This is a genomic window from Puniceibacterium sp. IMCC21224 (assembly GCF_001038505.1).
Taxonomy (GTDB): domain Bacteria; phylum Pseudomonadota; class Alphaproteobacteria; order Rhodobacterales; family Rhodobacteraceae; genus Puniceibacterium.
The window spans coordinates 1,015,311-1,038,410 of sequence record NZ_LDPY01000001.1 but is presented as its reverse complement, the minus strand read 5'-3'; the positions used below and the strand labels follow the sequence as shown (position 1 = coordinate 1,038,410).

Annotated in this window: 22 protein-coding genes and 1 pseudogene; 10 read left to right on the top strand and 13 right to left on the bottom strand. The window is 61.8% G+C overall.

The features are described from left to right. Positions 1–54: 54 nt before the first annotated feature. From IMCC21224_RS04805 to IMCC21224_RS04760, 10 genes are all read right to left on the bottom strand, one after another. On the bottom strand, positions 55–1,113 hold the full coding sequence (locus IMCC21224_RS04805) for an ABC transporter ATP-binding protein (RefSeq protein ID WP_047994381.1): 1,059 nt from the start codon (positions 1,111–1,113) through the stop codon (positions 55–57). Beyond that, entirely contained in the window at positions 1,113–1,895 is a 783-nt protein-coding gene (locus IMCC21224_RS04800) for an ABC transporter permease (RefSeq protein WP_047994380.1), read from the bottom strand. The genes IMCC21224_RS04805 and IMCC21224_RS04800 overlap by 1 nt, the downstream gene beginning before the upstream one ends. Continuing rightward, on the bottom strand, positions 1,892–2,752 hold the full coding sequence (locus IMCC21224_RS04795; RefSeq protein ID WP_047994379.1) for an ABC transporter permease subunit: 861 nt from the start codon (positions 2,750–2,752) through the stop codon (positions 1,892–1,894). The genes IMCC21224_RS04800 and IMCC21224_RS04795 overlap by 4 nt, the downstream gene beginning before the upstream one ends. A gap of 63 nt (positions 2,753–2,815) precedes the next feature. Beyond that, on the bottom strand, positions 2,816–3,916 hold the full coding sequence (locus tag IMCC21224_RS04790; protein WP_156178127.1) for an ABC transporter substrate-binding protein: 1,101 nt from the start codon (positions 3,914–3,916) through the stop codon (positions 2,816–2,818). A gap of 267 nt (positions 3,917–4,183) precedes the next feature. Next, positions 4,184–5,512 carry a TRAP transporter large permease gene (locus IMCC21224_RS04785; protein WP_047994377.1) on the bottom strand — a complete coding sequence of 443 codons (1,329 nt, stop codon included), beginning with the start codon at positions 5,510–5,512 and terminating at the stop codon, positions 4,184–4,186. Then, on the bottom strand, positions 5,509–6,075 hold the full coding sequence (locus IMCC21224_RS04780; RefSeq protein ID WP_047994376.1) for a TRAP transporter small permease subunit: 567 nt from the start codon (positions 6,073–6,075) through the stop codon (positions 5,509–5,511). Before IMCC21224_RS04780 ends, IMCC21224_RS04785 begins: the two co-directional genes overlap by 4 nt. A gap of 83 nt (positions 6,076–6,158) precedes the next feature. Further along, positions 6,159–7,214 carry a C4-dicarboxylate TRAP transporter substrate-binding protein gene (locus tag IMCC21224_RS04775; protein ID WP_047994375.1) on the bottom strand — a complete coding sequence of 352 codons (1,056 nt, stop codon included), beginning with the start codon at positions 7,212–7,214 and terminating at the stop codon, positions 6,159–6,161. Positions 7,215–7,261: 47 nt separating this feature from the next. Further along, positions 7,262–9,643: a xanthine dehydrogenase family protein molybdopterin-binding subunit gene (locus IMCC21224_RS04770; protein WP_047994374.1), complete on the bottom strand. Its 2,382-nt coding sequence runs from the start codon at positions 9,641–9,643 to the stop codon at positions 7,262–7,264. Next, positions 9,640–10,140 carry a (2Fe-2S)-binding protein gene (locus IMCC21224_RS04765; protein ID WP_047994373.1) on the bottom strand — a complete coding sequence of 167 codons (501 nt, stop codon included), beginning with the start codon at positions 10,138–10,140 and terminating at the stop codon, positions 9,640–9,642. The genes IMCC21224_RS04770 and IMCC21224_RS04765 overlap by 4 nt, the downstream gene beginning before the upstream one ends. After that, positions 10,137–10,970: a xanthine dehydrogenase family protein subunit M gene (locus IMCC21224_RS04760; RefSeq protein WP_047994372.1), complete on the bottom strand. Its 834-nt coding sequence runs from the start codon at positions 10,968–10,970 to the stop codon at positions 10,137–10,139. Before IMCC21224_RS04760 ends, IMCC21224_RS04765 begins: the two co-directional genes overlap by 4 nt. A gap of 138 nt (positions 10,971–11,108) precedes the next feature. On the opposite strand from IMCC21224_RS04760, the gene IMCC21224_RS04755 reads away from it, so the two are divergent. The 5 genes from IMCC21224_RS04755 to IMCC21224_RS04735 all read left to right on the top strand — a co-directional run bounded on the left by IMCC21224_RS04755 (position 11,109) and on the right by IMCC21224_RS04735 (position 15,869). Further along, positions 11,109–11,753: a TetR/AcrR family transcriptional regulator gene (locus tag IMCC21224_RS04755; protein ID WP_047994371.1), complete on the top strand. Its 645-nt coding sequence runs from the start codon at positions 11,109–11,111 to the stop codon at positions 11,751–11,753. 79 nt (positions 11,754–11,832) lie between these two features. Next, entirely contained in the window at positions 11,833–12,372 is a 540-nt protein-coding gene (locus tag IMCC21224_RS04750) for an RNA polymerase sigma factor (RefSeq protein WP_047996872.1), read from the top strand. Between the two features lie 41 nt (positions 12,373–12,413). Next, positions 12,414–14,354 carry a von Willebrand factor type A domain-containing protein gene (locus tag IMCC21224_RS04745; protein WP_369796039.1) on the top strand — a complete coding sequence of 647 codons (1,941 nt, stop codon included), beginning with the start codon at positions 12,414–12,416 and terminating at the stop codon, positions 14,352–14,354. Between the two features lie 113 nt (positions 14,355–14,467). Continuing rightward, positions 14,468–15,625, top strand: coding sequence for a pyridoxal phosphate-dependent aminotransferase (locus tag IMCC21224_RS04740; RefSeq protein ID WP_047994369.1), 1,158 nt, complete (start codon positions 14,468–14,470; stop codon positions 15,623–15,625). A gap of 55 nt (positions 15,626–15,680) precedes the next feature. Next, a complete protein-coding gene (locus IMCC21224_RS04735) occupies positions 15,681–15,869 on the top strand; it encodes a hypothetical protein (RefSeq protein ID WP_047994368.1) in 189 nt (62 codons plus the stop codon). Positions 15,870–15,881: 12 nt separating this feature from the next. Here the strand turns inward: IMCC21224_RS04735 and IMCC21224_RS04730 are convergent, their stop codons facing one another. Next, positions 15,882–17,078 (bottom strand): alanine--glyoxylate aminotransferase family protein, encoded by a 1,197-nt coding sequence (locus tag IMCC21224_RS04730; protein ID WP_047994367.1) that lies wholly within the window; start codon positions 17,076–17,078, stop codon positions 15,882–15,884. A gap of 233 nt (positions 17,079–17,311) precedes the next feature. On the opposite strand from IMCC21224_RS04730, the gene IMCC21224_RS04725 reads away from it, so the two are divergent. Then, the gene (locus IMCC21224_RS04725) at positions 17,312–18,016 is read left to right on the top strand and encodes a tyrosine-protein phosphatase (protein WP_047994366.1); all 705 of its coding nucleotides are present in this window, start codon (positions 17,312–17,314) and stop codon (positions 18,014–18,016) included. After that, positions 18,013–19,788: an ABC transporter ATP-binding protein gene (locus tag IMCC21224_RS04720; protein ID WP_047994365.1), complete on the top strand. Its 1,776-nt coding sequence runs from the start codon at positions 18,013–18,015 to the stop codon at positions 19,786–19,788. The genes IMCC21224_RS04725 and IMCC21224_RS04720 overlap by 4 nt, the downstream gene beginning before the upstream one ends. A 9-nt stretch (positions 19,789–19,797) precedes the next feature. Here IMCC21224_RS04720 and IMCC21224_RS04715 read toward each other — a convergent pair whose 3' ends face one another. Continuing rightward, positions 19,798–20,478, bottom strand: a complete 681-nt coding sequence (locus tag IMCC21224_RS04715; protein WP_047994364.1) for a glycosyltransferase — start codon at positions 20,476–20,478, stop codon at positions 19,798–19,800. Positions 20,479–20,543: 65 nt separating this feature from the next. On the opposite strand from IMCC21224_RS04715, the gene IMCC21224_RS04710 reads away from it, so the two are divergent. Continuing rightward, positions 20,544–21,305: a folate-binding protein YgfZ gene (locus IMCC21224_RS04710; protein ID WP_047994363.1), complete on the top strand. Its 762-nt coding sequence runs from the start codon at positions 20,544–20,546 to the stop codon at positions 21,303–21,305. A gap of 72 nt (positions 21,306–21,377) precedes the next feature. Here the strand turns inward: IMCC21224_RS04710 and efp are convergent, their stop codons facing one another. Next, the gene (gene efp, locus IMCC21224_RS04705; protein WP_047994362.1) at positions 21,378–21,941 is read right to left on the bottom strand and encodes an elongation factor P; all 564 of its coding nucleotides are present in this window, start codon (positions 21,939–21,941) and stop codon (positions 21,378–21,380) included. Positions 21,942–22,157: 216 nt separating this feature from the next. Between efp and IMCC21224_RS04700 the strand changes: the two genes are divergently transcribed. Next, complete coding sequence (locus IMCC21224_RS04700; RefSeq protein WP_047994361.1) at positions 22,158–22,478, top strand: DUF6280 family protein; 321 nt, start codon at positions 22,158–22,160, stop codon at positions 22,476–22,478. A 427-nt stretch (positions 22,479–22,905) separates the two neighbouring features. Beyond that, positions 22,906–23,091, top strand: a pseudogene (locus IMCC21224_RS26960) (IS5/IS1182 family transposase); the annotation flags it as partial. Between the last annotated feature and the right edge of the window lie 9 nt (positions 23,092–23,100).

Below are 23,100 nucleotides of genomic sequence, written 5' to 3'. Positions count from 1 at the left end.
CGCCGACCAAGGATATGCCCGATTGCAGGTCAGGCACTCGGCCAAAGACGCCCGCTAAGCTGACAGGACGATGAAATCCCGTGCGGCGACGCTGATCTCAGTCTTGGTACCGACGGGCGGCGGCGGGGAATCCACCCGGTTGAAGGTGTCCAGCACCAGTGACGCCGTGCCAACCTGCGCTGTGATCCTGACCACCGCGCCCATGAACTGCACGGCAGTGATCGTCGCGGGCAGAACCGCCTCACGCGAGGGGTCGCGGCCCAGACGCGCGGCCTCGGGGCGCAGGGCGATGCCGATGGTTTTTCCCTTGGACACGTCCAGTGCACGCCCCAGCGACAGCGCCGTTCCGTCCAGCGTCACCCCACCGTTGGCCGGGTCCGTCACCACGGCGTCAAAGGTGTTGAGCGTGCCGACAAACCCGGCGACAAAGCGGGTAGAAGGCGCATTGTAAATCTCAAACGGAACACCGATCTGTTCCGCTTTGCCGCCATTCATCACCACGACGCGATCGGACATCGACAGCGCCTCTTCCTGATCGTGGGTGACAAAGATCGTGGTAATCCCCAGACGTTTCTGGATCTCGCGGATTTCAGCCCGCAGACTGACGCGGATCTTGGCATCCAGCGCCGACAGCGGTTCGTCCAGCAACAGTACCTTGGGCCGCGCCGCCAGTGCCCGCGCCAGTGCAACCCGCTGCTGCTGCCCCCCCGACATCTGGAACGGATAGCGCCCGCCCAGATCCGGCAGGCCGATCAGTAACAGCATCTCTTTGACCCGCGCCTCACGCTCGGCCCGCGCGACACCAGCAACCTTGAGGCCAAAGGCGACGTTCTGCGCCACGGTCATGTTGGGAAACAGCGCATAGGCCTGAAACACCATACCGATGTCGCGCTGATTGGGCCGCAGCCCGGTCACATCGCGCCCGTCGATGGTGATGCCCCCGGCAGACGGTGTTTCGAACCCGCCGACCATGCGCAGCACTGTGGTCTTGCCACAGCCCGACGGGCCCAACAGCGATACAAATTCGCCCTGTTCGATGTTCAGGGTGAAATCCTTGACCACATGATTTGCGCCAAAGGATTTCTCCAGGTGAGTGAGATCGAGAAAGGCCATCAGGCGTTTGCCCTCGTATGTGTGGAAAAGCGTGTGACCAGCTGGATCAGCCCCATACAGGCCCAGGTGATCGCAAAGGCGATCACAGCCAGCGCCGCAGGTTCATAGGCGCGATTTGCCCCCAGGATCTGCATATAAGGCCCAAAGGCTGGACGGTCGAGCAGCGCCGCCATGGTGAATTCGCCGATCACGATGGCAAATGTCAGGAATGCGCCCGACATCACAGCCGGCAGCACATTAGGCAGGATCACCCGCGCCAGAATGGTGCCCCAACCCGCGCCCATGCTCTGTGCAGCCTCGGTCAGCGTGACCACGTCGATCGAGCGCAACCCCGTATCAACCGCCCGGTACATATATGGCAGCGACAGCATGGCATAGCCAAACATCAGCAGGATATTGGTGCCCAGAACCGAACCGGTCATCGGCAGCCAGCTAGATGTATTGTAGAGGCGAATGTAGCCAAAAACGACGACGATCGCAGGAATGACCAGCGGCAAGAGGGTGATAAATTCGATCCACGGGCGCACCTCTGGCAGCTTGAGCCGGACCCAAAAGGCCGTCGGCACCACCAGCAGGATGCCAAAGGCGATGGTCACCACAGCCATCATCACCGAATAGCCGAATGTGGCCTGAAACTGCGGATCCGCCAGCACCACCTTGTAGGCATCCAGCGAATACACCCCGCGCCGCATCGACAGCGAGAATTCGGCCATCCCGATCATCGGAAGGATAAAATAAGTCACGCCAAACAAAAAGGCGATCCAGGCGAAAAGCTTGTTCATTTCAGCCACCGTTCCGACCGTATCCGCAGCACGATATACAGTGTGTTGGCCGCCCCGGTCAGCACGATCATGCCAAACGCCAACGCATAACCAAGGTTAGGAGAACCCAGAACATCGCCACGGATCTGCGCATACAGCAGGATCGGCGCGATGTTCAGCGACGGCCCGGTCAGCGCGATTGCCGTGGCCACAGCGCCGAAGGCATTGGCAAACAGCAGTGCCATGGTGCCCAGGATCGACGGAAACAGGATCGGCAGCGCCACCATGCGCCAGTATTGCAGCCCGGTGGCGCCCAGCACCTCGGCCGCCTCGCGCCATTCCCGTTTCAGACCGTCCAGCGCCGGCGTGATAATCAGGATCATCAGCGGGATCTGAAAGAACAGATAGGTGATGATCAGACCCCAGGTGCTAAGCAGGTTCCAGCCATAGACCCGCAGGTTTATGCCCCACTCGGTGCGCAGATACATGGTGATCAGGCCCGCCGGGCCGATGGTCGCGATAAAGGCAAAGGCCAGCGGCACCCCGGCAAAGTTCGATGCGACGCCGGAAAAGGTGGTCATCGGCCCGCGCACGGCACGCGGCAGACTGCCCAGCGTGATCGCGCAGGCGATAGCAAACCCAAAGGCACATCCCAGAAGCGACGACAGAAAACTGACCTTGATCGACACCCAATAGGCATTGCGGATCGACGGCGTGTTCAGACCAATGATGTTGTCAAAGGTAAAAGCCCCTTCGGGCGTACGAAAGGCCCCGACAACGATATAGAGCGTGGGCAGGATCAGAAACAGGATCGCGAAGATCGCGAACGGCAGCAGCCCCGCCCAGGTCAGCGCACGTGCGCGCAAGCTTTCTGCCATATCGTAGTCCTGTTCATGGCGAACCCCGACCAACAGGCCGGGGTTCGCGGTGGTCACAATAGGTTACTGCACGTTCGCGCCGACAACCTGATCCCAGCCCGACACAACCGTTTCACGGTTGGCGTTGACCTGATCAAGCGTCGGGAATACGGCGGCGGCATAGCCTTCGGCCGGAGGCAGCGCGTCCATCATCTCTTGCGGGATGACACCACGTGCGGCCAGATCGTTGAACCGGATCGGGTGGCAATAGCCCGATAGCCAGCCCAGCTGGCCTTCGTCGGAGTAAAGGTATTCCATCCACAGCTTGGCGGCGTTGGGCTGCGGCGCGTGGGCGCTGATGCCCTGCACATACACCCCGGCCAGAACCGCGTCGGACGGCACGATCACTTCGACCGGCGGGTTACCTGCCAGCGTATCACGGGCCGCCAGCGCGTTGTAATCCCACTCGATCACAATCGGCGTGGTTCCCTGTGCCAGCGTACCAGCCTTGCCGATGACCGGGACAAAATTGCCCGAGGCGTTCAGTTCTGCAAAGAACTCAAGACCCGCCTTGGCAGCGGCCTCACCCGGCTCTGCGCCGCGCGACATGCCTGCGGCCAGCACGGCCAGGATTGCCTGGTTCGACGCGCGCGGATCACCGGCAAGCGCAACGGCACCAACATATTCCGGCTTCAGCAGATCGGCAAAGCTGGTGGGCACGTTGTCGATCATGTCAGTGTTCACGATGAACGACATCACGCCGTAGTAGTCACCGTACCAATGGCCGTCAGCATCCTTGGCGCTGTCTGGGATCGAATCCCAGGTCGACACCTTGTAAGGCTGCACCAGACCTTCGTCCTGCGCGGCAGGACCAAAGGCCAGACCAACATCGATAACATCAGGGGCCTGCGGGCCGGTGTTGCCCATGTTGGCGCGAATGGCCTCAAGCTCGTCCGCGGAACCGGCATCGGGGTTCAGTTCGTTCACGGCGATGCCGGGATACTTGGCCTTGAAGCCGTCAATAACGGCACCGTAGCCGCACCAGTCATGTGGCAGCGCGATAGTGGTAAGCGTTCCTTCCGCCTCGGCGGCGGCGACCAGTTCATCCATGGATTGGGCAAAGCCCGGTGTGACACTCACTACGGCATATAGCGCCGTGGTGGCGAATGCGACGGTGCGGTTCATGTGCAACTCCCTGCTGCAAGAAAAGACGAAAATTCAGGGCTTTGGCCCACCCGGGGTCCTTACCTCTTTTCGTGTTTCGATTTTGTGACACGGCGACAAGCGCATGTCTATTAATAATAGAAACTTGGTTTTCCGCGCGGCAGACGAACAAATGCGGCAGGATGCCACCGTATCTGGCACATCGAAACGCGCCTGGGCATGTAGAAACACCTGTCATTTCACTGACCCGCAGTAGGGTCTGCGTACCTCAACCGCCAAAGGAACCCCTTAGAGGAACAGGGTCGAAATGGCCGGGAACAGTGCCACCAGAACCAGTACGGCCAGCATCACCGCGATAAACGGCAGCGTCGCCGCAAAGATCTGTTCGACAGAAACATTGGGATCATTCAGCGTGTTGTGGACCGTAAACACCGATATGCCAAAGGGTGGCGTCAGCAACCCGATCTCAACCGCGAGCACAGTGACAATACCGAAATGGCTAAGGTCGATCCCCATCCCCTGCGCGATCGGGGCGGCAATCGGCACCATGATCAGCAGGATCGACGTGGAATCGAGGATCATGCCCATCAGCAGGATGATCACCGCATAAAAGAACAGGAATCCCATTGGGCCAAAGCCCGATCCCTGCACCAGCCCGGCAATGGCGTTGGGCAGCCCGGCAATCGACAGCATTCGCGAATAAAAGCTGGCTGCGATCAGCAGTAGCAGGATCGACACCGAGATGACGCCGGTCTGCTTCATCACCTCCCACAGGCGGTGCCGGTCCAGCGACCGCCGCGACAATGCCACGATCAGCGCGCCAAAGGCACCGATGCCGCCGGCCTCGGTCGGGGTGAAGAACCCGGTGTAAAGCCCGCCCAGCACAAGCAACACCAACAGCACGATGGGAAAGAGCTTGGCGGCCATGACCGGGAGTGGCATCTTCACGAATTCGCGGTCCAGACGACGTACCCGCGCCGCCTCTGGATCTGTCAGCACAAAGCCGGGAAACAGCATTGTGACGCCGATCAGCATGGCAACAAAGCCCAGCGCCAACATGATCCCCGGCAGGATACCCGCGATGAACATGCCGCCAATCGACACCTCTGCCAGCACGCCGTAGATAATCAGCAGCAGGCTTGGCGGGATCAGCATGCCCAGCACGGATGACCCCGCCACTGTTCCGGCAGCAAATGCCGGGCGATAGCCGTGGCGCGTCATCTCAGGCACGGCCACCCGTGTGAAAACCGCAGCCGAGGCAATGGAAACGCCCGTGACGGCGGCAAAGATCGTGTTCGCCGCAACCGTCGCCACGCCCAGCCCGCAGACCATGCGGCGCAGCAGTTCCTCGGCCACTTCGAACGTATCACGCCCGACGTTGGACACGCTGACCAGCAACCCCATCAATACAAACAGCGGGATCGTCGCAAACAGATAATCGGCAATTCCGCTATAGGCGGTCAGTTCAAGCATCCTGAAGGCCAGCCCCATGTTGTCGCGGATGATCCAGATCCCGACAAAGGCAACGCCGAACAGGGCGTAGGCGATCTGCATACCCAGCAGAACCAGCGCAATCAGCACCGCAATCAGCAGGAACCCAATGGCAAGCGTTGTCATTGTGCGCCCCTTTGAAAACTGCGGATCTCTTCGGTGCAGCGATAGAGTGCTGACAGAGCCGCCACGGCAGAGCCCAGCACCGTGATGGCGCGGAACGGAAAGGTGGGGATCGTGAACACGCCCTGCACGCCAAAAAATTCTGCGCCGGTCCAGGCGTCCATCATCTTGGGCCAGGATGCCCAGAGGATCAGTGCAAACACCACCGCCCCGCACAGCGCGAACAGCGCCTCAAGCAGCAACACCAGCCGGGGCGAAGCGCGTTCAAGCCGACGTACCAGAAAATCCGCCCGCGTCAGGCGCCGTTGCAGGATCGCGGCGGCGACTTGCAGGAATACGATCGCCACAACCGTGCGCGCCGCAATTTCGGCCACGCCGGTGATCGGCGCATTGAAAAAGTTTCGCCCCAGTACATCGGCCACGACAAGCGCCATCAACCCACCGATACACAGCGTCCCGATCGACGACATCACCGCAGCGACGCCCCCCAGCACCGCGCCCACAGGCGCCTCGGAAAAGCGCGGGACAAAACTGGGATCGGCTGTTGCGGTTTCGTCCTGGCTCATGCTGGCTCGCTCGATGGTTGGCTGGGGAGTGACAATACCCGCCCGGAGGTCCGGACGGGCGCAAATTTACAGTTCAGACGGAATCAGAGCCCGTCGTCCCAGTTGCGCAGCGGTGTCGCACCATGGGCGCGCAGCGCGTCAAAATACGCCTTGAGCACCACTTTACCCGCATCGCCGGTCTGTTCCAGCCAGGGCTCGATAATGTTCGGCAGCCCTTCGACCCAGGCGGTTTTCTCTGCTTCGGGCAGATCGTGCACAGTCAGACCCGCCGCCTGCATTTCCACCATGGCACGGGCGGCCAGATCGGCGACGTAATCGCCATGTGCCGCCGACGTAGCCTTGGCCGCGCCGCGAAACGCCTCTTGGACCGGGGCGGGCAGACCGTCAAAGAAATCCTCGTTCGCGGCGATGCCACCAAAATACATCGACCCGATGCCAACGCGGGTCAGTTCCGGTGCCACCTCGTATACGCGGGTCGGCAGGATGCCAGAGGCAAAGGACAGCGTGCCCTCGGTCACGCCGGTCTGGATGTTGGTGTAATAGGTGGTCAGCGCGCCATCGACCGGGGTCGCACCCGTGCCCTGCAGCCAGTTGGCCGAAGTACCAGGCGCGTTCAGCTTGCGATTCTGCAGGTCAGCCATCGTGTTGACTGGAAAGTTTGCATAGATGTCATAGCTGTCGGTGATCAGCGACGACAGATGCACCATGCCATTCTCGGACCAGCTGTTGGCAAGTTCCGGCAGGTTCTGGCTGAGATCGTCAAAAATCTCGATGATCATCTTGTGGTCGGACGTGGCAAAGGGCGAGAAATAGGTCACGTTCTGAAGCGGCATGTTCGCCCCCTCCCAGACCGTGCCAACCATGCCAACATCGACGATGCCGTCCATCACCGCCTCGCGCGTGTCGGTGAATTTATACAGCGTGCCGGCATAGGCCTCGTTCCAGTTGACCTGATATTCGCCTTTTTCCGCCAGAATGCGGTTCACCTCGGGTTGAAAGGTGTTCTTCATCGCATAGACCCAGATGTTGGCCTCGGGGTGCGATGAGCCGATGTTGACGGTGATCTGTTCCTGCGCTGCGGCAAAGCCCGCGCCAAAGATGCTCAAGGCTGTCACTGCGGTAAATGTCGTGAATTTCATGGTTATCCTCCCTGGATCGGCATGCCTCCTCGCACGCCGTTATGGTTTCAGTCGTCAATGGTCCCCAGCGCCCGCAGAATGCGTTCGGGCGTAAAGGGCATATGGGTCACCTGCGCGCCCAAGGGGCGCAACGCATCGTTGATCGCATTCATCACGGCAGCGGGTGCCCCGGCAGTTCCCGCCTCACCGGCGCCTTTGGCGCCAAGGGTGCTTTCCTTGGTTGGGGTTTCGACATGGCCGATGATCATATCGGGCATTTCTGCTGCCATCGGCACGAGGTAATCCGCCATCGACCCGTTCAGAAGCTGACCCTCGGCGTCATAATGGATTTCCTCGAACAATGCGCCACCCAGACCCTGCACGATGCCGCCCCGGATCTGTTCGTCCACCAGTTGCGGGTTGATGATGCGCCCGCAATCCTCGACGCACCAGTGTTTCAACAGCGTGACGATACCGGTGTCGGTATCGACCTCAAGATAGCTGGCCTGCACCCCGTTGGTGAAGGCAAAGGGATATTCTGAAGTGATGTAATGCCGGGTCTGCACCAGCTCGCGCGGCAGATCCTTGGGCAGGGTATCGCCCCGGAAATAGACGATGCGGCCCAACTCTTCGAGCGGCATGCGCGACGCGCCAGTGTCGGCATCCACAACCTCTCCGTCACGGATATCGAGTTTCGATTTGTCCGATTGCAGCATCGCCGCCGCCACATCGAGGATGGAGTCGCGCAGCGCCATCGCCGACCGCAACGCCGCTTCGCCGCCGATGCCAGCGCCGCGCGACGCCCATGTGCCACCGCCGTAGGGCGTGACCTGCGTATCGCCGGTGATGATACGCACCTTTGAGGGGGACACGCCAACGCCTTCGGCCACGATCTGGGACAGCATCGCCTCGGTCCCCTGCCCCTGTTCGGTGACGCCGGACAGCGCAACAATCGACCCGTCCGGGTCCATCCGCACGGTGCAGCCATCCTGCGCCGAAATCCGCGCCCCGCCGATGCCGTACATAAACGGCGACGGGTTGGTCAGCTCGATAAAACTGGCGATGCCGATGCCGCGATGCACGCCGCGCTTGCGGGCCTCGGCCTGATCGACGCGCAGCGCGTCGTAATCCATCAGCGACAGCAGCTTGTCCATCGAGGCGTGATGCGACAGCCCCTCGAACCGCATCTTGGCAGGCGAGGTGACGGGATACGCATCGTCAGCATACATGTTGCGGCGGCGGATCTCGACCGGGTCGATGCCCAATTCGGCCGCCGCCATGTCCACCAACCCTTCGGTGATCGCCACCGCAATCGGGTGACCGACGGCGCGATACTGGCACGTCGGCGTTTTGTTCTGGAACACAACCGTGGTGCTGGCGCGGTAATTGGCAAAATCGTAGGGCCCACCGCAGAGGTTCACCACCTGATTGCCCTCCATCGCCGAGGTGCGCGGATAGACCGAATAGGCCCCAATCGCCGTCCAGTCATCAACGTCAAAGCCAAGGATCTTACCGGTCTCATCCACCGCAATCTTCGCCTCGATCTGATGATCGCGGGCGTGGATATCGGTGGTAAAGCTCTCAAGCCGGTCTGCGATGAACTTGACCGGGCGGCCCATGACCTTGGCAATCGCGGCTGTGGCGACCTCGTCGGGGTAGACATGCACCTTGATCCCATAAGAGCCGCCGACATCGCCACAAATCACCCGCACGCGACCCTCGGGCAGGTCAAGGTGTTTGGCCAGCACAGTCTGGATCATGTGTGGCGCCTGCGTCGCGTGATAGGCCGTCATCTGCCCGTCTGCCGGGTTCCAATCAACAAGGATCGAGCGCGGTTCCAGCGTCACGCCGGTATGGCGCGCAGTGGTGAACCGGGCCGAGACGACCTTGTGCGCTGTGGCAAAGGCCTTGTCGGTATCCCCCTCTTCATGCTGGCGCCGAAAGGCAAGGTTGTCACCCATTTCCGGGTGCAGCACCGGAGTGTCCTTGTCCAGCGCGGTCATCATGTCGGTGACGACCGGCAGCGGATCATAGTCGACATCCACCAGCGCGGCACCATCCTCGGCCGCTGCGCGGGACGTCGCCACCACGGCCACCACAGGTTCCCCAACCCAGCACGCGCGATCCACCGCCATTGGATGTTCGGGCGGTGATTTCAGCCCCTTGAGATGCGCGAGAACGCCAACCCACGGCGTGCAAACTGCGGCCAGATCCGCGCCGGTGAACACGCGCAAAACACCTCTGGCAGCCTCCGCCTCGGTTGTGTCAATGCCGGTGATACGAGCGTGGGCAAAGGGCGAGCGGACAAAGGCCACATGCACCATACGCGGCAGTGTGATGTCGTCGACATAGCGGCCCCGCCCCTCGACCAGTTTGGGCGCGTTGGGCCGTGGGACCGTCTTGCCGATATACGAATTCGGACGGTTGGGATTGCCAAAATTCAGGGTCATGCCATGTCCTCATCTGCACACTTGCGGAGCGTGTCTTCGACCGCGTCGACAATGGCCTCGTACCCTGTGCAGCGGCAATAATTGCCCGACAAATGCTCGCGGATCGCGGCGCGATCAGGGATTGGCCGCCGATGCAGCAGCTCTTGCGCGGCAACCAGCATTCCGGGGGTGCAGAATCCGCATTGCAACGCGTTGCGAGCGACAAAGGCGTCCTGAAGGACGCGAATTTCGGCGGTGTCTGACAACCCCTCGACCGTCCAGACCTCGGACCCGTCCAGTTGCGCGGCAAGCGTCAGACAGCCGCGCACCGCATCGCCGTCGACCCGCACGGTACAGGCACCGCAAACGCCGTGCTCGCAACTGGCATGTGCGCCGGTCAGCCCCAGATCCAGGCGTAGAAAATCGATCAGATGGCGCCCGGCAGGCACACGTGCCTCAACCGGTTCGCCATTCACCGTCAGCGCGATGTCCACTTTGGCGCGGAAACTGTCGCTCATGGCTGGCCTCCTTCGATGCGTGCCACGGCGCGGCGCAGCAGCACACCCGCCAAATGCTTGCGGTAGCTGGCGCTTGCCTGAGTGTCCGATGGCGGATCAATCTCGGTCTTCAGCGCGGCGACCGCCTCATCGACCGTGCCTGTATCCAGCGCGGCCATCGCGCCGGTGGCCAGAACCGGTGTTGCGCCGACGGATAACAGCGCGACCCGGTGCCCGCTGGATCGGCGGATCAGGCAGAGGCCCGCCAGCGCATAATCACCCGAACGCCGCGCGACCTCCTCCAGCACCTGATGTTCGCCCTGGGCGCATTTGCGCAGTGTGATCGCGATCAGGATCTCGCCCTCTTGCAGATCGGTGGTAAAGACATCGACAAAGAAATCCCCGGCCGCAACGCTGCGGGTGCCATCCGGCCCCTGAATGTGCAGAGTCGCATCAAGGCAGAGGATCGCGGCAGGGAATTCGGCCGCCGGGTCGGCGTGGGCCAGCGCCCCGCCAATGGTGCCTCGGTTACGGATCGCGGCGTGGGCGATGTGATCAACAGCCTCGCTCAGCAGCGGCGCGAAGCGGCGGATTAGCGGATCGCGACCGATATCCACATGCCGTGTCAGCGCGCCGATACGCAGGCAGTCGCCGTCATCCGTGACACCCGACAGTTCCGCCAGTCGCGAGATATCGACCAGCATGTCGCCGGTCGACAGACGCATGTTCATCGCTGCAATCAGGCTTTGACCGCCGGCCAGAACCCGCCCGGCGCCATCCGCCTCTGCCAGCATTCTGAGCGCATGGCTCACGTCCGTTGCCCGGACATATCCGCCCGCCTGAGCCTTCATTCAGTGCCTCCCCCCAAAACTACCGGCGCTCCTCAACCCCGGGTATTGATCGCTTGATCTTCATTGTTGATCAGATGATCTATAAATGCGAGCATATTGCAAGTGGAATCTTTTCTGGTCAGATGACAAACCGTGGACATGGACAGACACCAAGACGATCCCGTCACCACTTCGCCGCACGACAAAGCGACCCGCCGACGCCTGCCACCCGAGCAGCGCCGACAGCAGATCGTCGACGGCGCTGTGGCATTCTTTGCCGAGGTGGGACTGGACGGGAACACCCGCGATCTGGCCAAGCGGCTGAACATCACACAATCTCTTCTTTTCAATTACTTCGACACCAAAGACGCACTGATCGAGGCGGTCTATGCACAGGTCTATCTGAACCGCCTGTCACCCGACTGGCCCACCCGTCTAACCGACCGCAAAGTGCCGCTGCGCGACCGGCTTCTGGCGTTCTACAACGACTACAGCAAGCTGATCTTTGAATATGAATGGATGCGGATCTTTATGTTTTCGGGCCTCGCCGGGGCCGAACTCAACCGCCGCTATCTGGAACATCTGGGCAATGTGATTCTGCGGCCCCTGCTGGATGAGGTCCATGCCGGATCAGCCACCGCGACCCGGCCCGAGATGGAGGATCTGTGGAATCTGCACGGCGGCATCGTCTATATTGGCATCCGTCAACACATTTACCGTATGCCTTGCCCAGACGATCCCTCCCCTGCAATCGAACGCGCCATCGACCGGTTTCTGGCGGCGTTTGCCGCAAACGAAACCTGATCCAGCGCCCGTCGCAAAAAAATATTTCAGACCCAGCCAAGGATTGACCGTTGGCGCCCGTCTCACTCAAGTAATGCGCATGACAACTTCAGACGAGGATTTGGCCATGGCCGCGGCCCAAGGGGACCGCGAGGCCTATTCTGTGCTGATCACGCGCAATTATGACCGGGTGTTCCGGCTGGCATTCCGGCTGACCGGCCACCGGGCCGAAACCGAAGATCTGACACAGGACGTTTTTGCCGCCCTTCCGGGAAAGTTGCGCGGCTGGCGGGGTGAGGCGCGGTTCACCACATGGCTCTACCGCGTGGTGGTCAACGCCAGCCACGACCGCCGCCGCCGCAACGTCAGCCATGCACGTGCCGCACAGGGCTGGGGCGATTTCGAACTGGCGCGACAGGCCGACAATTCCACCCGAGCCGAGGCGCTGTCCTGGCTTGAGAATGCCATGATGCATCTACCGCAAGACCTGCGCGACACGGTGGTTCTGGTGGTAACCGAGGATATGACCCACGCGGAAACTTCCGAAATTCTTGGCGTGTCCGAGGGCACGATCTCGTGGCGGATGTCCGAGATTCGCAAACGCCTGCGCGCCTGTGCCGAGCACGAGGAAACCCCATGAGCGACGATTTTGAAAAGTTGAAACAGCACATGCAGCGGGCAATGCCCGAACCCGACGCGCACTCAAAGGCGCGCGATCTGGCGCAAGCGATGAAAATTTTCGACGAGGCCCAAGGATCGCAGGCCGCAGCGCGTCCTACTTCCGAAAGCACATCCGGCATGGGTGAGCTGTTCGCTGGAGTATTCAGGATGATTGCTGATTTCACGACCCGCAAGGCGCTAGTCGCCACAACTTCACTTGTGGCGGCATCGGTCGCGCTGCTGGTGGTTCTGCCGTTTGGCGGCGAGATCGCCCCGCCGATGCGGGGGATCGCGCCACCGCACAGCCCCCCCGCAGTTCGGACGCGCGAACGACAAGAGGCCATTGCGACGCCGATCGAGGCGGCCCCTTCTGCAGCCGACACCGCCGCGCCCATGGCAGAACTGGCACCACCACAGGGATTCGCCGCCTCTGCCCCGCCCGCGCCGATGGTTTCCAGCAAGATCGCGCCGCAGATGGGCCGCGCCATCGCCGACAGTGCGGCGATTTCGGCCCCCCCCATGCCCGTCCCGTCCGACACCTGGATCACCCCTGCGCCCGACACCGAATCCTTTGCCGACGCCGATCCCAATCCGATCAAAGTCACAGCCCAAGACCCGGTTTCAACCTTTTCCATCGACGTCGACACCGCGTCCTACAGCATCGTCAGATCGTCTTTGATGACGGGACGGATGCCCCCCCGCGACGCCGTGCGGATCGAGGAGATGGTCAACTATTTCCCCTACGCCTATCCCGCGCCCGACGGGAGTGAAGCGCCGTTCCGCCCCGCAATCTCGGTGGTGGCAACCCCGTGGAACGCAGGCACCCAGCTTGTGCATATCGGATTGCAGGGGCAGATGCCTGCCGTCACTGAGCGCGCGCCGCTCAATCTAGTGTTCCTGATCGACACCTCTGGGTCGATGCAGGATGCGACCAAGCTGCCGTTGTTGATCCAGTCCTTCAGGCTGATGTTGGCGCAATTGCATCCCGAGGATCAGATCGCCATCGTGACTTATGCGGGCAGTGCCGGCCTTGCCCTTGAACCGACGCCTGCCAGCGAACGGGACCGCATCAACACCGCCCTTGAACAGCTATCTGCCGGTGGATCGACCGCCGGTCAGGCCGGATTGCAACAGGCCTATGCCATCGCCCAAGATATGACCAAAGACGGAGAGGTCAGCCGCGTGATCCTGGCCACCGATGGCGATTTCAACGTCGGGCTTGCGGATCCAGAGGCACTAAAAACCTATATCGCGGACAAGCGTGACAGCGGCACCTACCTGTCGGTTCTGGGGTTTGGCCGTGGCAATCTGGATGATGCCACGATGCAAGCCTTGGCACAGAACGGCGACGGGCGCGCCGCCTATATCGACACCCTGAACGAGGCGCGCAAAGTGCTGGTGGACGAGTTGTCAGGCGCGTTGTTTCCGATTGCCGACGATGTCAAGATACAGGTCGAATTCAATCCGGCGGTGATCGCTGAATACCGCCTGATCGGCTACGAAACCCGTGCCCTGCTGCGCGAGGATTTCGCCAACGACCGCGTGGATGCCGGAGAAATCGGCGCGGGTCACGCGGTTACAGCGCTGTACGAAATCACGCCGGTTGGCTCGTCTGCCGTGCTGAACGCACCGCTGCGCTACGGCGAAACCATCACCGCCAGCGGTGATCAGAGTGAACTGGGTTTTCTGCGCTTGCGCTACAAGGCACCCGGTGCCACCGCCAGCCAGTTGATCGAAACGCCAATCCCGAATGTGCAGGCTGAGGCCAGCGAAGACACGCGTTTTGCCACAGCCATCGCAGGGTTTGGCCAGATTCTGCGCGGCGACTCGCATATCGGTGACTGGAGCTATAACGATGCCGCCAACCTTGCCACGCAGTCACGCGGCGACGACCCCTTTGGCTACCGCGCCGAAGCGATCTCACTGATGCGCCTTGCCGCATCGCTGGACCAAAGCGACTGACGCATGACCCCGGGGCCGGGGCAATCACAGCACCGGTTCCGCCCACCGCATATCGCAGCCAAACCACGCACAACCAACTTGCCCCCAGGCCCGCGCCTGTCATAGTCAGCGCCATGACCGGACCCAGATATACCCGCCTCGTCGAGGGCTTGCCCTCAACCGTGCCCTTTGTCGGACCCGAGGTGCAAGAGCGCCAGATCGGCCGCCCTTTCCTTGCCCGGCTCGGCGCAAACGAGAGCGTGTTTGGCCCCTCGCCCCGCGCAATAGCCGCGATGCAGGCAGAATCGGCGCAGATCTGGAAATATGCCGACGCGACCAACTTTGATCTTAAGGCAGGGCTGGCCGACCTCATGGGCTGTGCCCCCGGCAATCTTATCCTTGGCGAAGGTATCGACGGGCTGCTGGGCTATCTGGTGCGGCTGTTGGTGGCGCACGGCGATGCGGTTGTGACCTCGCTCGGGGGGTATCCGACCTTTAATTACCACGTGAACGGCTTTGGCGGGGTGCTGCACACCGTTCCCTTCAACGGCGATCACGAGGATATCGACGCGCTGATCGCCAAAGCGACCGAGGTCGACGCAAAACTGGTCTACCTTGCCAATCCTGACAACCCGATGGGCAGTTGGCACAGCGCAGCAGTGATCGAGGCCGCGCTCGACACCTTGCCCGACGGCACGTTGCTGGTTCTGGACGAGGCATATATTGAATTTGCGCCCAAAGGCACCGCGCCCCGGATCGACCCCGAAGATCCCCGAGTGATCCGCCTGCGGACATTTTCCAAAGGATACGGGCTGGCCGGCGCGCGTGTCGGCTATGGCGTGGGGGCAACCGCGCTGATCTCGGCTTTTGACAAGGTGCGCAACCATTTTGGCATGAACCGTGCGGCGCAAGTCGGGGCGCTGGCGGCGTTGCACGATGCCGAATGGCTGGATCACGTCCTGTCGCAGGTCGCGTCTGCCAAGGACCGGATCGGCGCGATTGCCCGCGACAATGGGCTGACTCCGCTTCCATCGGCCACCAATTTTGTGACCATCGACTGCGGCCGCGACGGCAGTTTTGCCCGCGCTCTTGTGCGTTCCCTGGCGTCCGAAGGGGTCTTTGTGCGGATGCCGTTTGTCGCGCCGCAGGATCGCTGCATCCGCATCAGCGCCGGCACCCCCGAGGATCTGGATGTTCTGGCACTGGCCCTGCCCCGGGCCTTGTCCGCGTCGGGGCAGCCAGACTCAGCCCAGGCCCCTGTCAGCAAACCACCTGACTCACAAAACGCCTGACACGGGCGACAATCACGCTATCATCCCTCTGGTCGGACCATTCCGGAGATCCACGATGCAGCGGCAGCCCCCACAAAGGGTCGAGGATTTCACCAGCCCTGCGCTTGTCATGGGGCTGGTCAACCTGCTGTGGGTATTTTTCGTGCTGTGGGCACTTTATGGCCTGGGCGCGGTCCTGTTGGCAGGCGCCGCCCTGAACCACCTGATCCAACGGCTGGCCGCGCGACGCACCCGCAACAACTGACGCCCCGTGCGCTCAGCCCCCGGCGATGACCTGCGCCGCTGCCGACACCGCGCCCGAGCCATGTGGGATCTTGAGCGCGATGAAACCGGCCTCGATCGTGCCCAGCATTCCCAAAATCATGTGCGGGTTGATGTGCCCCATGTGTCCGATGCGAAAGAAACCGGTGCCATCGGGGTCGTCCGGTTCGGACATGCCCAGCCCGATTCCCAACACCAGCCCGGCCTCGGTATCGGTCCATGTCCGCAAGGCACTGCCATAAGGCGCGCCCAGCCGCAGCGCCGTCACCGCATGACTGCGATAGGCCGGGGCGGTGATGTTCAGACTCAGCGGACCGCCGTCGCCCCACACATCGCAGGCGGCCCAGATCGCGCGGGCCAGCGTGGCGTGACGGGCCCAGATCGCCTCAATCCCTTCGGCGTGGATCATATCGAGCGCCGCGCGCAGACCAAAGAGGTGATGCGTCGGAGAGGTGCCGCCGAAATACTGATACGGGAACTCGGCATTGGCCCGCGGCTGCCAGTCCCAATAGCGCGGCACGCGCGCGATGGCGGCGCGCACGTCGGCGGCGCGGGCGTTGAAAAACACAAAGGAAACGCCGGGCGGCACCATCAGCCCCTTTTGCGACCCCGCTACCATTACGTCCACGCCCCAGGCATCCATCTCGAACACGTCACAGGCCAGCGAAGCAATGCAATCAACCATCAGCAACGCCGGATGACCAACCGCATCAATGGCTTGACGCAGCGCTGCAATGTCAGAACGGGACGAGGACGAGGTGTCTACATGCACCGCCAGCACCGCCTTGATCTTGCGGTCGGTGTCGGCGCGCAGAGCATCGGCAACACGCTGCGGATCAATCGGGCTTTGGCGGCCGTGATCAAGGATCTGCGCCTTGATCCCCTGCCCCTCGGCCATGTCGGCCCAGCCATAGCCAAAGCGCCCGGTGACGGCGACAAGGATTTCTTCGCCCACACCAACGGTATTGGCCAGCGCCGCCTCCCATGCGCCGTGTCCATTGGCGATATACATCGCCACCTGACCGTCGGTCCGCGCCACCCGTTTCAGGTCTGGCACAATCCCCGCCATCATCGCAGGCAAATCACCTTCGTAGATATTGGGCGACGCCACATGCATCGCACGCAGCACAGCGTCCGGCATCACAGAGGGGCCGGGAATGGCCAGATAGGGGCGACCGTGGGCCAGTGACATGCGGGGATTTCTCCTGAAGGTGGGGGATCGCGCCGATCCGAAACGGCGCTACACTATCCCCAAGGTTGGCAGGGTCAATCGCTGCCGGGCAAAATGCCGCGGCGGGCGCCGCACAAGCCGCAATACGGCACCCTGAACGCAACGTCGCAACGGGTGCCACCCGGCGCGACAGTCGCGCAGCTTGCCAGCCTGCGCTGCAGCCTCTAAACCCCGGCGGGAATATGGATGGGCCTATGCTGGGAAAATTCTGGAACCGTGTCGAGCAAACTGAGCGCCGTGTGCGTCGCTCGTTCGGGAAAGATATCACTGATCCTTCGGCCCGGCGCTGGTCGAAATTTCACTATCAGTTCTTTGATCACGCATTTCTGCGCAGCTTCTGGACTAACTTTTTCCAGATCGCGCCGGGTGTCTACCGCTCGAACCAGCCAACGCACGCCCGGTTCGAAAAATACGCCGCGATGGGCATCAAGACCGTTGTGAACCTGCGCGGCGAAGAGAAATATTCGCATTACCTCTTTGAGAAAGAGAGCACCGAGGCGCTGGGTATGACGCTGGTCAATGCCAAGCTGTGGGCCCGCATGGCCGCCAGCCGCGCCCGCATCGTGCATGTCATCGACGTGCTGCGCGCCGCCGAAAAGCCGCTGATGTTTCACTGTAAATCCGGCGCGGACCGGGCAGGCTTTGTCGCAGCACTGTATCTGCTGGTGTTCGAAGACGCACCCGTCGCCGACGCGCGCAAGCAGCTGGGCCTGAAATACATCCACCTGGATTTCACCAAGACCGGGATTCAGGACTATATTCTGGATGTTTATGCCGCCCGAACCGCCCGCGATCCCATCGGATTCGAGGCGTGGATTCGTACCGAATACGACAGCAAGGTGATCCAGCACGGATTTGACTCGCAAATTCCCGCGGACCGGCTTGGGTTGACCACATGAGCAGCAAGATCCCGCCGGAACCACGCCCCCCCGGTGCGCCGGGCGCGGGGGCACTGATCCTGTGGCTCTGGCGCAAATATCTTAACAAACATATCCGGCTGCTGCTGGTCGCACTGGTGTTCATGATGCTCGAAGGGTCGATGTTCGGCCTGCTCAGCTATATGATGAAACCGATGTTCGATCAGGTGCTGGTCGGCGGCAGCCAACAAGCGCTATACTGGGTCGCGCTGGTGATCTTTGCCATCTTTACCGCGCGGGCGATTGCTAGCGTGCTGCAAAAGGTGCTGCTGACGCGGATTTCGCAACTGACGGTGGCCGATATCCGGCAGGATCTGCTGGCGCATCTGATGACGCTGGACAGCAGCTTTCATCAAACCTTTCCGCCCGGCTATCTGATGCAGCGGATTGAGGGCGACGTCGAAGCCATCAACAAGGTCTGGCGTACCATCATCACAGGTGCCGGGCGCGATGTGATCGCCCTCATCTCACTGTTCGCAGTGGCGATTTCGGTCGACTGGCGCTGGACACTGGCGGCGCTGGTGGGCACGCCCCTGCTGGTGGCGCCGGCGATATTCCTGCAAAAATATGTGCGCGCCAACGCCCGCATCACCCGCGATGTCGCCGCGAAACTGTCGACCCGGCTGAACGAAGTGTTCCACGGCATCGTTCCGGTGAAACTCAACCGGCTCGAACACTACCAATGGAATCGCTACCGCGAACTGACCCGAAAACGCATCCGCACCGAGGTCAGGTCGAGTCTGGGACAGGCCGCAATCCCCGGCCTGATCGACGTGATGTCGGGCGTCGGATTTGTCGTGGTGCTGTTCTACGGCGGGTCCGAAATCCTGTCAGGCGAAAAGACTGTCGGCGACACCATGGCGTTTTTCACCGCGCTTGGCTTGGCGTTTGAACCGCTGCGCCGTCTGGGTGCCTTCAGCGGCGTCTGGCAAGTGGCTGCTGCCAGTATCGAACGAATCAAAGAACTGCTCGAGATCGTGCCCGACCTGCGCGACCCCGCCAATCCGCGCCCCGCACCGCAGGGGGTGCCGGAAATCGTGCTGGACGATGTTCACGTGGCCTATGGCGATACCCCCGTTCTGCGCGGCACCAGTTTTGTCGCTGAGGCGGGCAAGACCACTGCGCTGGTCGGGGCTTCGGGTGCCGGGAAATCCACCGTCTTTAATCTGCTGACCCGTCTGGCCGAAGCCGATCAAGGCCGCATCACCATCGGCGATGTCAGAGTGACCGACATGCGGCTGGGCGATCTGCGGGCGCTGTTTTCAGTGGTGTCACAGGACGCGCTGCTGTTCGACGAAACCCTGCGTGACAACATTCTGCTGGGGCAGGGCGGCATCCCGCAGGACCGCCTGACCGCCGCGCTGGATGCAGCACATGTGACCGATTTCCTGCCGCGCCTGTCGGACGGTCTTGACAGCCCCGTGGGACCGCGGGGATCGAACCTGTCGGGGGGGCAGCGCCAGCGCGTGGCCATTGCCCGTGCCCTGCTGCGCAACACGCCCGTCCTGTTGCTGGACGAGGCCACCAGCGCCCTTGATGCCCAATCCGAGGCGGTGGTGCAGGCCGCTCTTGACCGACTATCAGAGGGGCGCACAACGCTGGTCATCGCGCATCGTCTGTCGACCATCCGCAGCGCCCACAAGATTGTGGTGATGGATCAGGGCCGCGTTGTCGATCAGGGCACCCATGACGAACTGCTTTCGCGCGGTGGGCACTACGCCGACCTGCACCGGCTGCAATTCAACGAGACCTGAACCCGGTCGTCAGTGTGGCAGTGTCTCCGCGCGCGCGCGGGGATCCGAACTTAGCATCACCTGAAACCGACGCCAGACAAGGCGCAGCGCCGAAGCGTCGTGACGCACCACAGCCGCCGACCCTCTCGCCTGCGTCTCTGCCGTCACGGGCAAGCTGCGCAACCGACCACTCAGCGCGCGGGCCATGGCCACATCCTCGAACCGGGGTGCATCGGCAAAACCGCCAGTGGTGCCATATGTGGCGATGTCGATCAGCAGCCCCTGATTGCCGTAAGCCAGCCCAAAGACCCGCGCCCGCAGATTGGCCCACCCCGCCCGCAGCTTTGGCCACGCGCCACGCCCACCCAGACGCAGGTAAAAATAGTAGGCGCCGGGTTCCGAGATCGCCGCGCGCATCTCTTTCGCCCAGCCGGGGTGCAGGACCATGCCTGCCCGCAAAAACAGCAGCCAGTCTCCGCGCGCCACCTCGGCGCCGCGCCGCAGCTGTCCGCCACGAGATCGAGGCCCCGTGATCCAGACCGCACCCGCCGCATCCGCCAGATCCGGTGTCGTATCCATAGACCCGCCATCACTCAGCACAAGTTCGCGGATCAACCCCGCCTCCAGCCCCTCCATCAGGGCGGACATCGTGGCAGGCAGAACCCGCTCGGCGTCAAGTGTTGGAATGATAACGGTGATTGGCGCGCGCATGGTTGCCTCTGTTGTGATCCTGACGGCATCCTATATGACAGTCAGGCAAGCAAGGGGACTCCAAAATGACCCAATCCGACCGCACGATCCTGTCCGTCAGCGGCCCTGACGCAACGGACTTTCTTCAGGGGCTGGTGACGAACGACGTAACACGCCTGCGCAGCGGGCTGGTTTATACCGCATTGCTGACCCCGCAAGGCAAGTATCGCGCCGACTTCTTTCTGGTTCCCGATCAGCAAGCAGACAGCGCAGAAGGCGAAACGATCCTGATCGACGTGGCCCCGGATCTTGCCAGTGATCTGATGCGCGCGCTGACAATGTACAAACTTCGATCCAAGGTCGCTGTGACACAAATTGACCGCCAGGTCACACGCGGGCTGGGCACACCGCCCGACGGCACCTTTTCTGACCCGCGCGACCCGGCGATGGGCTGGCGTGGCTATCACGGCCAGCCTGGCGATGATGATATCGACTGGGATGCGCGACGTGTGACGGCCTGTGTACCGGCAAGCGGCATCGAACTGACCGCCGACACCTTTATCCTTGAGGCCGGGTTCGAGCGCCTGAATGGCGTTGATTTCCGCAAGGGCTGCTATGTCGGGCAAGAGGTCACCGCCCGGATGAAACACAAGACCGAACTGCGCAAGGGCCTGGCCCCAGTCACCGTCACCGGCAGCGCCCCGGTGGGCACCGCGATTGACGCCGACGGAAAAGCGGCAGGTGTGCTGTATACCCAGTCCGGCGGCGCGGGCATCGCCTATTTGCGCTTTGACCGCGCAAACGGCCCGATGACAGCCGGTACAGCGCGGGTGACGCGCCAAAGCTGATCGCGCAACATACCCACACGCAAAAAGGCCCCGCGCGGGCGACGGGGCCTTTTTCAGAATGTCAAACCGAGCTCAGGCGCGCTCGGAATATTCCATTGTTTCGGTGTTCACGATGATGTCTTCATCCTGCCCGACAAAAGGCGGCACCGACACCCGGATTCCGCAATCCAGCAGCGCCGGCTTAAAGCTGTTGGCGGCAGTCTGCCCCTTGACCACCGGCTCGGTCTCGACGATCCGGCAAGTGACCTTTTGCGGCAGCGTCGCGTTCAGCGCCTCGCTGTCATGGAACTCTACCAGAATGGTCATGCCATCCTGAAGAAAGGGCCGCCGTTCGCCAAGGATATCGGCAGGAAGTTCGACCTGTTCATAGGTCTCGGTATCCATAAAGGTCAACATGCCGTCGGTCTCGAAGAGAAACTGCATGTCCCGTTGATCAAGGCGCACGCGCTCGACCTTGTCCGCAGATCGAAAGCGTTCGTTCAGCTTGGACCCGTTGCGCAGGTTCTTCATTTCGACCTGGGCAAAGGCCCCGCCCTTGCCCGGCTTTACATGGTCTACTTTGACAGCCGCCCAGAGACCGCCGTTATGCTCCAGCACGTTGCCGGGGCGAATTTCGTTTCCGTTGATCTTTGGCATGCGTCAGAACCATGGCTAAAGGTTGATTGGTTTGTGTCGGACCCTATATCTGGACTGTAGGGGCGTGGCAAGACAACCAGATATCGTATCGAATGCCACAGAACTATGCGAATGACGCATGGCAGATATGCGAAATCAGGGTATCCGAATCAATCGGAATAGGCCATAACGCCCTTCACGCCCGAAAAGACAAGAGCAATAATCAAAGGTCGAAACATGAGAGATTTCGTTGATGGTACCGCGTATAACAGCGAGCAGGGCAACCGTGCGCGCAAGCTGTTCGCGGCTGTGGTACTCGCTGCTCTGGACGATGCCATTGCCGATGACAAGAAGTATGGCAATGGCCCCGAGCAGATCGCCCGTTGGGCACGGTCGCGCGATGGCCGCGAAGTGCTGTCCTGCGCCGGTATTGACCCGAACGAACGCGTTGTGACGGGCCTGATGGATTTCGTCGGCAAAGGTGTGCGCACCTCTGTCGCACTGTCGCGGGAAGAGAGCGAGCGTCGTCACGCTGCGCAGCAGTCCGAAGCCGCCTGACCACACTGACACTGATATGACCAATTTGGCGCGTCCTTCGGGACGTGCTTTTTTGTGTCGCACGGCCACGCGATATGGCGCCTTGGTTCACCCAGCTAGATGCCGGACCAACACCGACGTCCATTCAAGGGGTTTATGCTAGCGATTCGACGCTGCCACCCTTGGGATGCAAACGCGCCTAGGTCAGCACCGCCAAAGAGGTCCCCCCTGTGTCAGGGACGTTGCCCGCTGCTCTACTTTTCCTCTATTTTTCAGGTGGGCGGGATAGGACGATGACGTGGGACATTCACCGGAACGGAAAGCAGCCGTGCTGAAGCGAATGTTTCCGCCGAACAACATGGCCATTAGCACGCTGCTGAAAAACCCGCCGCTCGACGCCCGAACTGGGACATGATTTACTTTTCCTGACGGTTGGCCGGAGGTGATCATGCGTGGAACGGACGAGACGAGCGGGTCGCTGTTCAGCTACGTCGATCTTGAAGATCGCATTCCGGCCCGGCACCCGCTGCGCAAGATCCGTCAGGTCGTCAATGATGCGCTGATCACCCTCGATGGCGAGTTCGCGGCGATCTACGCCGATTTTGGCCGTCCCTCCATTGCGCCAGAGCGGTTGTGGACTTGC

Coding starts and splice junctions, on each gene's coding strand:
- IMCC21224_RS04805 (WP_047994381.1), bottom strand. CDS start 1,113: ATGGCCTTTCTCGATCTCACTCACCTGGAGAAATCCTTTGGCGCAAAT.
- IMCC21224_RS04800 (WP_047994380.1), bottom strand. CDS start 1,895: ATGAACAAGCTTTTCGCCTGGATCGCCTTTTTGTTTGGCGTGACTTAT.
- IMCC21224_RS04795 (WP_047994379.1), bottom strand. CDS start 2,752: ATGGCAGAAAGCTTGCGCGCACGTGCGCTGACCTGGGCGGGGCTGCTG.
- IMCC21224_RS04790 (WP_156178127.1), bottom strand. CDS start 3,916: ATGAACCGCACCGTCGCATTCGCCACCACGGCGCTATATGCCGTAGTG.
- IMCC21224_RS04785 (WP_047994377.1), bottom strand. CDS start 5,512: ATGACAACGCTTGCCATTGGGTTCCTGCTGATTGCGGTGCTGATTGCG.
- IMCC21224_RS04780 (WP_047994376.1), bottom strand. CDS start 6,075: ATGAGCCAGGACGAAACCGCAACAGCCGATCCCAGTTTTGTCCCGCGC.
- IMCC21224_RS04775 (WP_047994375.1), bottom strand. CDS start 7,214: ATGAAATTCACGACATTTACCGCAGTGACAGCCTTGAGCATCTTTGGC.
- IMCC21224_RS04770 (WP_047994374.1), bottom strand. CDS start 9,643: ATGACCCTGAATTTTGGCAATCCCAACCGTCCGAATTCGTATATCGGC.
- IMCC21224_RS04765 (WP_047994373.1), bottom strand. CDS start 10,140: ATGAGCGACAGTTTCCGCGCCAAAGTGGACATCGCGCTGACGGTGAAT.
- IMCC21224_RS04760 (WP_047994372.1), bottom strand. CDS start 10,970: ATGAAGGCTCAGGCGGGCGGATATGTCCGGGCAACGGACGTGAGCCAT.
- IMCC21224_RS04755 (WP_047994371.1), top strand. CDS start 11,109: ATGGACAGACACCAAGACGATCCCGTCACCACTTCGCCGCACGACAAA.
- IMCC21224_RS04750 (WP_047996872.1), top strand. CDS start 11,833: ATGACAACTTCAGACGAGGATTTGGCCATGGCCGCGGCCCAAGGGGAC.
- IMCC21224_RS04745 (WP_369796039.1), top strand. CDS start 12,414: ATGCCCGAACCCGACGCGCACTCAAAGGCGCGCGATCTGGCGCAAGCG.
- IMCC21224_RS04740 (WP_047994369.1), top strand. CDS start 14,468: ATGACCGGACCCAGATATACCCGCCTCGTCGAGGGCTTGCCCTCAACC.
- IMCC21224_RS04735 (WP_047994368.1), top strand. CDS start 15,681: ATGCAGCGGCAGCCCCCACAAAGGGTCGAGGATTTCACCAGCCCTGCG.
- IMCC21224_RS04730 (WP_047994367.1), bottom strand. CDS start 17,078: ATGTCACTGGCCCACGGTCGCCCCTATCTGGCCATTCCCGGCCCCTCT.
- IMCC21224_RS04725 (WP_047994366.1), top strand. CDS start 17,312: ATGCTGGGAAAATTCTGGAACCGTGTCGAGCAAACTGAGCGCCGTGTG.
- IMCC21224_RS04720 (WP_047994365.1), top strand. CDS start 18,013: ATGAGCAGCAAGATCCCGCCGGAACCACGCCCCCCCGGTGCGCCGGGC.
- IMCC21224_RS04715 (WP_047994364.1), bottom strand. CDS start 20,478: ATGCGCGCGCCAATCACCGTTATCATTCCAACACTTGACGCCGAGCGG.
- IMCC21224_RS04710 (WP_047994363.1), top strand. CDS start 20,544: ATGACCCAATCCGACCGCACGATCCTGTCCGTCAGCGGCCCTGACGCA.
- efp (WP_047994362.1), bottom strand. CDS start 21,941: ATGCCAAAGATCAACGGAAACGAAATTCGCCCCGGCAACGTGCTGGAG.
- IMCC21224_RS04700 (WP_047994361.1), top strand. CDS start 22,158: ATGAGAGATTTCGTTGATGGTACCGCGTATAACAGCGAGCAGGGCAAC.